This window comes from bacterium, assembly GCA_024228115.1.
Classification (GTDB): Bacteria; Myxococcota_A; UBA9160; order UBA9160; family UBA6930.
Window position 1 is genome coordinate 1 of sequence record JAAETT010000218.1, and the last position, 11,721, is coordinate 11,721.

The window sequence follows — 11,721 nt, forward strand, 5'->3', positions numbered from 1 at the left end:
ACACTACCTCGCGGCTCTCGATCGCGAACTCGACACCGATCCGACCGACACCGATTCGCCGTTCTGACGAGAAACCAGCACTCGCGCGCGACCACGGCTAGATGATCAGATTTCTACGGTTTCTCGTGATCGCCAACACTGCTACGCGTGGGCGAGAAGATCGCCTGGTTGCTGGTGCGCGCGGGCCTTCCCGTGGAGCCCTAGCAACCATCAACCACGAGAGCCGGTGCTGCGCCGGGGCGAAGGAGCACTGAACCCTCGGTGTGGCCCATGTGCGGCCATGATCAGTAGAAGGTGCAGCGAGCGCGGTGACGCGGGCGGGCCTTGATCTCGGGGCTCTGCCCCCGAGACCAGAGCAGATTGTCGATGCGGCCCGCGTTGACCTTCCAGCCTCGGCGATGGCAGCTCGCCACGATCTGCTCGACGGCGTGAAGCGCGACCGCGCGAATCTCGATTTCCGCTTCACCACCCGGGGTGATCTCTTCCTCCCGCTCGATGGCCGCCTCGAGCGCGACATCGAGGATCAGCACCTGCAGCATCCGCAAGGTGTGGGGGACGAGGTTGTCCGCGAAGATCGTGAGCTCATCGAGATCGCGAAACTCGCCCGGCCCCTTGCCACGAAACGCTGCATGGAGATCGGAGCAGGTGATCTGGCCACGCTTGTAGAAAGGAACCTCGAAACCCTCGTAGATGGATACATCACGGTAGAAGGGCATCGCGGCGAGGATTTCGACCAGCGCAGCGGCGGAGCCGCGGGCTGCTTCGACCGGCCCTGCAAAGCGAGCTCGATGCTCCCGGTGCAAGAACGCGCCGAGATCGTTCAGTGCCTTCGCGAACAAGCCCATCAACTCGCCGGCGTCTCCTCCTTCATCCTGTCCGAACGTCTGCGCGCAATCCGCAGGGCGCAAACCCATCAGCTGGCTCGCTGACCACGCACCCTCCTTCTCGAAGCGTTCGCGCAGACCGTGGGCGATCGTGAGATAGCCCGATTGCCCCTTGCGCTTGCGGAGATGCGGGAACCAGCCCGAGCCGAAGTTGATGGCATTCAGGGTGACGACGTAGGCCAGCGTGGTATCGCGATCGTCGAATTCCCGGCGACCTGGGTCGATATCGGGAACGCGTGGCCGTTCGCGAGCGAGGATCCCCGCGAGCTGCTCGAGATTCTGGTCATCGACGCGCACATAACGTGCCCGGCGCGAGACCTCTGCGCAGGCTTCTCGAATCCGCTGGAAGAGCGGGGCCCCGCTCACGGGCTGGTTTCCTTCACGCCAACGAGGGTGACGGCTCGGGGCAATACCTCGAAACGCGCCGGAGCGCAGCCCAGCGGCTCGCCATCGATCTCGAGGAGTTGGATCCCCGGCGCACCGCTCACCAACAACTCACGACCCTGGAAGCTGAGAACGCCGGGGACTTCGACGTGGGTGCCTGCATAGAGATGGGGAAGCTTCCGCAGGAGATTCCATTTCGTGAGGCCAGGGATGACCACGACATCGAGCAATCCATCATCGAAGCGGGCTGTCGGCGCGCCGCGCATGCCGCCACCGAAGAAGGGGCCGTTGGATGCCGTGGCGAGAACGAGATCGCCCTCGTAGATCTTCACTCCGTCGAGTTCCAATTCCACAGGAGCCGGATGGAAGCGGGCCAGTGCGCGCAGGGTGCCGACGAGAAAGGGGACGGTTCCACCCATCCCTTTGCTGCTTTCGTTCACGAGTTGAACGATGAGGCCGGAAATGCCGATGCTCGCCGAATTGATGAAGCAGGTGGTGCGCGGCTCGCCCGCGCGGCTGACGTAGTTGAGGCGACCGGCGTCGATCTGGTGGGTGTGCCCGGCAGCGAGATCCTCGATCGCCTCGTCCACCTCCATCGCCAAGCCCAGCCCGCGGACCAGATCCCTGCCCGTGCCGAGCGGCAGGAGACCGATCTGGACTTCCTCGGCCAGGTCTGCGGTCAGAACGCCGGTGATCACCTCGCTCGCCGTACCGTCTCCCCCCGCCACGAGAATGCGTCCCACACCGGCACGGGCACCCTCGCGCGCAAGGCGCTCGGCATCCCTGGGTGCCTGGGTCCAATCGACTTCCAGCGGGCCGAGGGCGTCACGCAAGCGCGCCTCGAGGGCGTCGAAGTTCTTGCGTGTGCGCCCGCTACGGCTGGCCGGGTTCACGATCACGAGCGTGCGCGGCGGCATGGCATCGGTGATGCTACCCGGACCTGGGGCGCCCCGCTCTCCGCATCATGAACGAATCCTCCTCCGACCGCCGCCACCTCCTCCGCCGCCTGCTCGGGTTGGCAGCGTTGGCCCTATTGGTGGGCATCCCGTTTGCGCTGCGCCGAGCGGCAGACGTCGAGCTGAATGTGGATTCGATTCGCGAGTTCGTCAGCAGCCTGGGCGTCTGGGGCCCCGTCGTGATGGTCCTGATCGTGACCTTCCGGACACCTCTCCTGCTGACCTCCCAGATCGTTCTCACCGTGGCCGGCGTCTGCTTTGGCGCCCTGGAGGGCGCCTTGTACGGCGCTCTCGGCAGCTTTCTCTCTGGCTTCGGCGTCTTCGTTGCCGTGCGTTGGCTCGGTGCAGACGCGATCGCCGGGCGGGTACCGCCCAACCTGCAACGCACTCTCGAAGTCGCCGGGAGCCGCGGCACCGCCGCCCTGATGGCCATTGGAACCGCGCTCCCGGTCGGCCCGACGACCCTCTATCACGCCGCAGCCGGCCTCACGAAGATGGGCATGCCGACCTTCACCATCGCCCTGGTGATTGGGGTCATTCCTCGTTCACTCGTCTACGCGGCATTCGGTAGCAGCCTCCTCGAAGGCGAATACGGAAATGCCGCCTGGCTCGGCGCGGTGATCCTGCTCCCCTTCCTCGCGCTCATCCACCCAGGTGCGAGGGGCTGGATCCGCTACCAGTTCTCCCCCGCCCTCCCCTCCGAGAAGTCAACGAGCGGGGACGGGGTTTACAATTGACTTGATGGAAAAGGGCAGGGCCCTTTTCCATCAAGTCAATTGTAAACCCCGTCCCCGCTCGTTGACTTCTCGGAGGGCTAGCCCTTCAGGACGTTGAGGGCGGAACCGGCCTTGAACCAGGCGATCTGGTCGTCGTTCAGGGAGTGTGCGACGTCGAAGGGTTGCGTGCTGCCATCGGACTGATGGAGGACCGCCTGGAGCGGGCGATCCTCAGCCAACTCACTGAGCCCGGTGATGCTGATGCGCGTCTGCTCCTGGATCTTCTCGTAGTCGGCCGGATCGACGAAAGTGAGTGGCAGGACACCCTGCTTCTTCAGGTTCGTTTCGGCAATCCGAGCGAAGCTTCGCGCGATGACGGCGGCACAACCCAGGTGACGGGGCTCCATGGCCGCATGCTCCCGGCTCGAACCCTCCCCGTAGTTCTCGTCGCCGACGACGACCCAGCGAAGACCCTCGGCTTTGTAGTGACGAGCGATCTTGGGAAACGAAATTCCCGTCTCATCCGAGAGCTGGTCCAGGCCCTCTCCTGCCTTGCCTGTGAATGCGTTGATCGCGCCGATGTACATGTTGTCGCTGATCCGATTCAGATGACCGCGGAAGCGCAACCAGGGGCCCGCCATCGAGATATGATCCGTCGTGCACTTGCCTTTGGCCTTCAGCAGAAGCGGTAGCTCCTCGAAATCCCGTCCACTCCAGGGAGCGAAGGGTTCGAGGAAGGCCAGCCGCTCGGACTCCGGGCTGATCTCCACTTCGACATTTCCCGGGTCGTCCGGCGGAGCGAGGTAGCCGTCGTGGCTGGTGACGAACCCCTGCTCCGGTACGTCCGGTGCCGGCGCCGGGGGGGTGAGCTTGAAACGGCTCCCGTCGGCCGCCTCGATCTCATCCGTCAACGGATTGAACGCCAGCGTACCGGCCAATGCGTAGGCGACACAGATTTCCGGGCTGCTGATGAAGGCCAACGTTTCCGGGTTCCCATCGTTGCGCTTCGGAAAGTTGCGATTGAACGAGGTCAGGATGGAATTCGGTACACCCTTCTCTACATCGTCCCGGCGCCACTGGCCGATGCACGGGCCGCAAGCGTTGGCCAGGACAATGGCACCCACTTCTTCCAGTGCATCGAGCTGCCCATCGCGGCGGATCGTCTGATGCACCTGCTCCGAACCCGGAGTGCACCAGAGCTTCGTCTTCGCCTTCGCACCTCGCGCACTCGCTTGTCTCGCCACGTCAGCGGCCCGCGACAGATCCTCGTACGAGGAGTTCGTGCAGCTCCCGATCAGGCAGGAAGTAAGGCTGGCCGGATAGCCGTTTTCCTCGGCATCCGATTCCATCTTCGAAACCGGTCGCGCCAGATCGGGCGTGTGGGGGCCGACGATATGCGGCTCGAGCGTCGAGAGATCGATCTCGACGATTTCGTCGAAGAAGCCATCCGGCTCGTTCGCAACCTCTGGATCCGCCCGGAGCAGCTCTGCAAACTCGTTGGAGAGATCTGCCAGCACCTCTCGCCCGGTGCTCTTCAGATACAACTCCATCCGCTCGTCGTACGGGAAGATCGATGTGGTCGCACCGAGTTCGGCGCCCATGTTGGTGATCGTGGCCTTGCCTGTGCACGAGAGCGAGCGAGTCCCGGGGCCGAAGTATTCGACCACCCGGTTCGTGCCACCCTTCACCGTGAGCAGCTCACAGACCTTCAGGATCACGTCCTTCGGCGCCGACCAGCCACTGAGTTCGCCCGTCAAGTGAACCCCGACCAGCTTCGGATACAACACCTCCCAGGGAAAACCGGCCATCACGTCCACGGCATCGGCACCACCCACACCGCAGGCGAACATGCCGAGGCCCCCGGCATTCGGTGTATGGGAATCCGTGCCGATCATCATGCCACCGGGGTAGGCGTATTTCTCGAGCACCACCTGATGGATGATCCCGGCACCTGGGCCCCAGAAGCCGAGGCCGTAGCGCGCTGACGCCGAACGCAGGAAATCGTAGACCTCCCGATTCGTCACCCGGGCAGTCGCCATATCCTCGGACGCGCCCTCGTAGGCCTGGATGAGATGATCGCAATGCACACTGCTGGGCACGGCAGTTTCATCGCGGCCGGAAGAAATGAATTGGAGCAGGGCCATCTGGGCCGTGGCGTCCTGCATGGCAACCCGATCCGGGCGCAAGGCGAGGTAGCTATCGCCCGGTGTGAGCTCCTGGCCTTCGGGATCGTCGAGATGACCGAGCAGGATCTTCTCGGCGTAGGTCAGAGGCCGACCCAAGCGGCGACGCACGGTCCCCAGATTCTGCTGAACCTGCTCGTAGGTCTTTCGCACGAGTTCGGGTGTGGTCTCGATCTTGGGCATGAGGACCTCCTGTAGGGCGGGAACCGGACTTTAGCAATTCGGCTGGGCTAGCATGCGCGTCCATGGAACCCCGTTCGTTCTTCGTCCACGGTGGGGACGGCCACAAGATCCACGTTCTGGAGTGGAGCACCGAAGGTGTTCCCCTGGTCTTCGTCCATGGCTTTGGGAACACGGCCCGCATCTGGGACGACGCCGCAGCTCTCGTGGCACCCCACTATCGGACGATCGCCATTGATCAACGTGGCCATGGCGAATCGGACCACGATCCAGAACACCGCTACGCCTATGACGATCTGGCAAGGGATCTCGAGGCCGTCGTCGAAGCCCTGCAGATCGAGCGCTTCGTTCTGGTGGGCCACTCCCTGGGAGGGCGCACCGCGATGACGTATGCGGAAGGGAACGCGGAGCGCCTCGCCGGATTGGTGATCGTCGACACAGGCCCGGAACACGATCCGCGTGGAAGCTCTCGCATTCGCAGTGAGGTCGAGCAGCGCGGCGATGGGACCGTGGCGTCGGTCAAGGAATACGAGAGCATCCTTGCGCATAACTTCCCCGCTTCCTCACCTGGAGTGATCCGACGGATGGCCACCGCGGAGCTCCGCGAACGGGACGACGGCCGCTGGGAGCGGAAACTCGACCCGACCTTCTTTCCCGCCCGTGCGGACATGGACGAAGCCGCGATGGAGGCCCACGAACGCGAAATGTCGAAACGCCTGTGGGCAGTCCTCGAGAAGATCCCCTGCCCAACGCTCGTGGTCCGCGGCGCGGCGTCGGACATCCTGGGCCCGGACGTCGCCGATCGGATGGTGGAGGAAGCCCTCCCCAACGGAACACTCGCCGTCGTTGGCCAGGCCAGCCACTCCGTGATGACCGACAACCCCGAAGGCTTCAACGCCACCCTCTCCGCCTTCGCCCTCGGAAGCTGAAAGTCAACCAGCGGGGACGGGGTTTACAATTGACTTCTTGCAAAGCAAGAAGTCAATTGTAAACCCCGTCCCCGCTGGTTGACTTCTTCGAGACCAGGGTCAGCAGGGCGGGCAGGAAGATTAGGTTGCAGGCGAGGGTGATCCCGACACCGAGGGTCAGAAGCTGGCCCAGACTCGCCAAGCCGCGGTGACTTGCCAGGCCGAGTGAACCGAAGCTCGCGATCGTGGTCAGCGCGCTCCAGAAGACGGCACGCGATGTGCTCGTGCCGAGGATGCCATCCGTCGGCACGCCGGCGCGAAAACGGTGCACGAGATGAATACCGCTATCGACGCCAATCCCGAGAAGGAGGGGAACGACGATGACGTTGGCGAAGTTGATCGGCAGCCCGACGAGCACACAGACGGCTCCGGTCAAGAGAGCCGCCAGGGCAAGCGGTGCCAGTGCAAGGAGCGCGTCGCGCGGGCTGCGCCACAACACCAGGAGCATCAAAGCGACGGCAATGGCAGCGGTAGCCATGGCCTGGCGCAACGCCCGCTTGATCTCCTCCCCGGCCTCCACCATGAACGGCGAAGTACCCGTCCCGCCCGGTGCCAGGCTGCGAACCTCCCGCACGAATTCAGCAACTGCCGCATCCTCGTTGAGGCTGTTCTCCGGGTAGACTTCGACGACGGCGCGTCCGTCGGCTGCGATCATGCGGCGCTGCAACACCGGTGGAAGCGCGGCGAGCTCCACGCCGTCGCTTCCCAGGGCGAGTTCGAGGCGGGTGATCCGATCGAGGAGCGATTGCACGAGACTCTCGTGAAGGATGTCGACGGAGTCCCCATCCAGATCCGCGAGGAAGCGATCGATCGCTGTGCCCAGCTCCGCGGCCACCCGTTGGCGAGTACTCGCTTCGCCCTGTTCGAGACCAGCGAGCGCTTCGCGAAAACCCCGAAGCCCCGCCTCGTTCTCTGCGAGGTCAGGCGGCGAAAGGCGGTCGAGTTCATCGAAGCCCAGAAAGAGCGCGATATCAGCCAGCAGCTCGAGCTTTTCTTCCTGTCGAGAAGGCACGTAGTTCGAAAGCGTGCTGGTCCGTTCCACACTCGGTAGCGCTTCCAGCTGAACGGCCAATGCATCCGCCGTCGCCAGGTCGTCCGTCAGCACTTCGATACTCCACGGATGGATGTCACCCCCATCGAGGAGCTCGAAGAAGGTCTTCACCGAGGCTGCATTGGGATCCCGCACGCGCATCGAATTCGCATCGAATCGCAGCCGCGGAACCAACATCATCGCACCCACAGCGAGGAGAAGGGCAACGCCGACCACTGCGCGTGGAAAACGTGTGGGCCAGGCCGGTAGGCGGAGGGATTGCAATCCGGCGTGCGGCAAGCGCGGACCGCTGCCCAGACCAAGCCACGCGGGCAGCACGACGAACGTGCCAACCAGGCTGAAGAGCATTCCCGTGCCGGAAATGACGCCCAACTCGGCCACGCCGAGGAAATCCGTCGGTACGAACGAATAGAAGCCCACCGCCGTCGTGATCGCGCACAACACGATCGAACTGCCGACACCGGACGCCGATTCGGAGAGAGCAGACACATGGCCCTGATCGCCCTCGCGAAGCTCGCGGTAGCGCAGGGTCAGGTGGATTCCGAAATCGACGCCGAGGCCGATGAACAAAACGGCAAACGCAACCGAGATGACGTTCAGGTGCCCGATCGAAACCGCTGCAAAGCCCGCTGTCCACACCAGTCCGACGGCCAGGGTGAGAAGGGTTGCCGCGATCAGTCGCCCCGAGCGCTGTGCCCGCCACAGGATCAATCCCACGAGCACGAAGGAGGCGATCCCAGCGCCTGCTGCCTGGGCTTTCACCAGCCCGAGTTCTTCGGTCTTGAGCGCGAGATCGCCGGTCATGCGGGCACGAATCGCCGCCTCTCCGTTCCACCCGCGCTCGACCAGGATCTCCTGCAAGCGGCCGACACTGGCCCGCCCGGGCACGAAGTCCGAATAGTCGGGCTTCGGTTCCACGATGACGAAGCGACGTACCGGGCCTTCGTCATCGCCGCCGAGCACCAGCTCACCGAACGCCCGAGGGCGGGCTTCGCGGCGTTCTGCATCAGCGATGGCAGCGGTGATCCCCGACAGCATCTGATCGAAATCGAAGCTGCCCCGATCGAATATCCCCTGATCGATGGCACGGGTCAGTTGACGAAACAGGCCTCGGAGGGTTGGATCCCGCCACACTTCGGCCAGGAGGGGCTGAGCAGCGGCGAGATCATCCGCCAGGGCTTCGAGATCCTCGAGCTCGAGGAAAAGCAACCCGTTGCGCTCGAAGAAGGGACCGGAGCCCGGCGCAAAGGCGGAAGCAAACTGCGCTGGCTCGGCCTCGAGTTGCGCTACGAGCGAAGCAGCCGCGTCACCAGCAGCCAGGCTCGTAGGCGCGTCGATCACGACCAGGAGATTGTCGTTACGCGCGGGAAGCGCCGCATCCAATCGGGCGCGATCCTGGCGGAACGGAAGGTTGGCGTCGAAGAGGTCGTCGGTCTCCGAGTTCACGCCCAGGTAGCCCGCCGCGATTCCTCCGGCGAGGCAGGTCACCAGCAGGACCCCGGCGAGCACGGCGTGCCCATGCTCGCCCACCCATGCGACCCAGCGCGCCAGACCGCGCCCCAGAGCCCTCTCCGCCGAAATCGCCACGGGAGACGCCTAGCAGACTCGAGCGCGCCCGTCCGATGGGGAAGGAAGCGGGGCCAAGCGGGGCCAGGCCGCTACCCTTCGCGCCCATGTGGCGCCCGCTCGTTTTCGCTTTCACCTGCCTCGCTTCTGCCTCAGCTCTCGCGGAAGAGCCCGTCGACTTCGCGACGACTCGCGCCCCGATCGAGGCGTTCTACGAAGTGTTGGTGGATTGCATGAAGAATGCCGAGAGCCTCGGGCTCGAGGGCCGGAAGGAGATGCTCGAGCCGGCCATCGACCAGACGTATGATCTACCCCTGATGGCAGCCAAGGTCCTCGGCCGCCACTGGCGTGGTTTGACGGATGAAGACAAGAACCGTTGGCTCGCGACCTTCCGGCGAATTACGGTCGCCACCTACGCCGAGAGGTTCAACAGCTGGGATGGTCAGAAGCTGCTCGTCCAGGGCGCGGAGCTCGGCGCGCGTGGCACCCGCGTCGTCCACACGCGAATCGAACCCCCGGACGACAAGCCGGTCGACGTCCACTACCGGATGAAAGAACGCGAAGGCCGTTGGCAGGTCATGGACGTGTTCCTGAACGGCACGGTCAGCGAGCTCGCCCTGCGCCGCTCGGAATATGGTGGTGTGATCAAGACCGACGGCCTCGACGCGTTGATCGAACGCCTCGAGGCGAAGATCGAAGCCGGCGAGGCGAGCAGCGAATTCACTTCCGAGGCGCCCTGACCTACCGGCTGACGGCGGCCTCGACCACATCTTCCGCCTCGCAAGACCGCCAGGCCAGCCCGCACACCCGTTTTTCCACTCGGGCATCGCGATCGAGCAGGTAGGCGCCGCGCAACGCTGCGTAGTAGTCGACGGAGGTTTCGCGCAACGCCTCCAGGCGGCCTTTCTGGATGTCGTAGGTCGCCATGCCGCTTCCGGTCGAGACCAACACCACCGATCCCAGCCCGAGCAACCAGATATCCGGTCGCATGACGAGATCGACTGCCTGCCCGATCGCATCGCGAATCGTCGAGGGCCCCAGGATCGGCACCACGAAGTAGGGCCCGCTCGGCGCACGATAGGCAGCCAGGGTCTCTCCGAAATCGGTCTTGTGACCGGGCAGACCGATGGATGTCGCTGGATCGAACAATCCGGCCACACCGACGGTCGTGTTGATCAGGAAACGCGCCCCCGTCTCGCTCGCATCGAGAGGCGCGAATTGGAAGAGATCGTTCACCAGGACCGCCGGCTCGCTCAGGTTCGAGAAGAAACGCACAACGCTCCGGCGAGCCGCCGACGGCATCACGAAGCGATAGGCCCGATTCAGGGGGTCCACGACCCAGACGAGAATCCCCTCGTTCATGTCATGGGTATTGCGGTTCATGCCTTCGAGAGGATCACGGTCGGCGGGGTCCGGCTGGAGCCAATCGTCTTCCAGGAGCAGCTCGTCGAGCTCATCCCAATCGGGCGCGCTGGCGGAGGCCTGGGGTTCGTCGGCGAAGCTCGGGACTGCGAAGACGAGGAATGCTGCGATGAGCAACCCTCGCATCATTCGTCCTCGTCCTCGAGGGCCTCGCGCCCGGCAAGATCGTTCACGAACTGGCGCGCGGTGCGGCCGGAACGGGAAGAACGATCGAGTGCCCAACGAAGCGCATCATTGCGCAGCTGTTCCGGATCGACCCGGAGCCCGGCCGCCCTCGCATGATGCTCGACGATGCGAAGGTAGGTCTTCTGGTCGAACCCGAAGAAGCCCAGCATCAGACCAAAGCGATCGGAGAGCGCGAGCTTCTCGTCGATGGTTTCGCCCAGATGGAGATCGCCATCCTCATCGAGACGTACTTCCTGATTTTCGGAGCGGCGCTCGGGGAGAAGGTGCCGTCGATTGCTGGTCGCGACCAGGCAGACGTTGCGCGGTGGCGCATCGAGGCTTCCTTCCAGGGCCGCCTTGAGTTCGCGGTAGCCAGCATCCCCATCAGCGAACGAGAGATCGTCGCAAAAGACCAGAAAGAACTGGGGCCGACCGCGCAGCAGGGTGAGAACGTCAGGAAGGTGAGCAAGGTCGGCCTTGCGCACCTCCACGACCCGCAGGCCCTCGGAACCGAAACGGGTCAACAAACCCCTCACCGCGGAAGACTTCCCGGTTCCGCGCTCTCCGTAGAGCAACGCGTGATTGAAGGGATGGCCCGCCAGGAATTGCTTCGTGTTGCGCACCAGGCGAGCAACGGAGCGCTCTACGCCGAGCAGATCCTCGAGCGCAAAGGCCTCCGGATCGGGAACGGGAATCAACTGCCCGCGGCCGCGCACGCGCTCGAAGCGAAACGCACGGCCCGCGGCCACCGCCTCGGGATCCGCCGACACCCCGAGTTCTCCCCGCAACCATCGTTCGGCCAGCTCCAGCACCCGCTCCAGCCGAGCGCGCAGGCCCCCCGAACGGGAGGCGGACTGTTTGGAAGCAGGAGGGCTCACGGGCCCGGAGTGTAGACTGCGAGGGTGCTCCAGCCTACCCAGCCCCCATGAGTACGGATCCTCCCCCGCCTCGAGCTGGATTGTGCAGCGCCTGCCGCCACGTACGGCTGACTGCGAACAACCGGGGTAGCCGCTTCGTGCGCTGCGGCCGCGCGGAGAACCACCCGACCCACTGGCCTCGATATCCACAACTGCCCGTCCTTGCCTGCGAGGGATTCGAGGATCCAGAGCGCTAGTCCCTTGTATCGACCAAAGGCGGAAGTGTTGTCATGCTAAGCACTGCGTCCCCCGCAGCCAATCGGTTCTCGCCGTGTCGCGGGCCGATTCATGGGGCCCGTATGTCGAAGAAGCGGTATCGGATTGACTTG

At 64.4% G+C, this 11,721-nt stretch carries 9 protein-coding genes; 3 read left to right on the top strand and 6 right to left on the bottom strand.

Translation table 11 applies throughout. The features are described from left to right. Positions 1–284: 284 nt before the first annotated feature. Positions 285–1,250 (bottom strand): hypothetical protein, encoded by a 966-nt coding sequence (locus tag GY937_10160; protein ID MCP5057073.1) that lies wholly within the window; start codon positions 1,248–1,250, stop codon positions 285–287. Continuing rightward, positions 1,247–2,185, bottom strand: a complete 939-nt coding sequence (locus GY937_10165; protein ID MCP5057074.1) for a diacylglycerol kinase family lipid kinase — start codon at positions 2,183–2,185, stop codon at positions 1,247–1,249. Before GY937_10165 ends, GY937_10160 begins: the two co-directional genes overlap by 4 nt. Before the next feature lie 47 nt (positions 2,186–2,232). Between GY937_10165 and GY937_10170 the strand changes: the two genes are divergently transcribed. After that, positions 2,233–2,961 carry a TVP38/TMEM64 family protein gene (locus GY937_10170; GenBank protein ID MCP5057075.1) on the top strand — a complete coding sequence of 243 codons (729 nt, stop codon included), beginning with the start codon at positions 2,233–2,235 and terminating at the stop codon, positions 2,959–2,961. 77 nt (positions 2,962–3,038) lie between these two features. Here GY937_10170 and GY937_10175 read toward each other — a convergent pair whose 3' ends face one another. Then, positions 3,039–5,306 carry an aconitate hydratase gene (locus GY937_10175; protein MCP5057076.1) on the bottom strand — a complete coding sequence of 756 codons (2,268 nt, stop codon included), beginning with the start codon at positions 5,304–5,306 and terminating at the stop codon, positions 3,039–3,041. Between the two features lie 62 nt (positions 5,307–5,368). Between GY937_10175 and GY937_10180 the strand changes: the two genes are divergently transcribed. Further along, complete coding sequence (locus GY937_10180; protein MCP5057077.1) at positions 5,369–6,232, top strand: alpha/beta hydrolase; 864 nt, start codon at positions 5,369–5,371, stop codon at positions 6,230–6,232. Between the two features lie 52 nt (positions 6,233–6,284). On the opposite strand, the gene GY937_10185 is transcribed toward GY937_10180, so the two are convergent. Beyond that, on the bottom strand, positions 6,285–8,909 hold the full coding sequence (locus GY937_10185) for an MMPL family transporter (GenBank protein MCP5057078.1): 2,625 nt from the start codon (positions 8,907–8,909) through the stop codon (positions 6,285–6,287). Between the two features lie 86 nt (positions 8,910–8,995). On the opposite strand from GY937_10185, the gene GY937_10190 reads away from it, so the two are divergent. Beyond that, complete coding sequence (locus GY937_10190; GenBank protein MCP5057079.1) at positions 8,996–9,628, top strand: hypothetical protein; 633 nt, start codon at positions 8,996–8,998, stop codon at positions 9,626–9,628. A gap of 1 nt (position 9,629) precedes the next feature. On the opposite strand, the gene GY937_10195 is transcribed toward GY937_10190, so the two are convergent. Both GY937_10195 and GY937_10200 read right to left on the bottom strand, forming a co-directional pair. Then, entirely contained in the window at positions 9,630–10,439 is an 810-nt protein-coding gene (locus GY937_10195; protein MCP5057080.1) for a VacJ family lipoprotein, read from the bottom strand. Then, positions 10,436–11,308 carry an ATP-binding protein gene (locus GY937_10200; protein MCP5057081.1) on the bottom strand — a complete coding sequence of 291 codons (873 nt, stop codon included), beginning with the start codon at positions 11,306–11,308 and terminating at the stop codon, positions 10,436–10,438. The genes GY937_10195 and GY937_10200 overlap by 4 nt, the downstream gene beginning before the upstream one ends. Between the last annotated feature and the right edge of the window lie 413 nt (positions 11,309–11,721).

Coding starts and splice junctions, on each gene's coding strand:
- GY937_10165 (MCP5057074.1), bottom strand. CDS start 2,185: ATGCCGCCGCGCACGCTCGTGATCGTGAACCCGGCCAGCCGTAGCGGG.
- GY937_10170 (MCP5057075.1), top strand. CDS start 2,233: ATGAACGAATCCTCCTCCGACCGCCGCCACCTCCTCCGCCGCCTGCTC.
- GY937_10175 (MCP5057076.1), bottom strand. CDS start 5,306: ATGCCCAAGATCGAGACCACACCCGAACTCGTGCGAAAGACCTACGAG.
- GY937_10180 (MCP5057077.1), top strand. CDS start 5,369: ATGGAACCCCGTTCGTTCTTCGTCCACGGTGGGGACGGCCACAAGATC.
- GY937_10190 (MCP5057079.1), top strand. CDS start 8,996: ATGTGGCGCCCGCTCGTTTTCGCTTTCACCTGCCTCGCTTCTGCCTCA.
- GY937_10195 (MCP5057080.1), bottom strand. CDS start 10,439: ATGATGCGAGGGTTGCTCATCGCAGCATTCCTCGTCTTCGCAGTCCCG.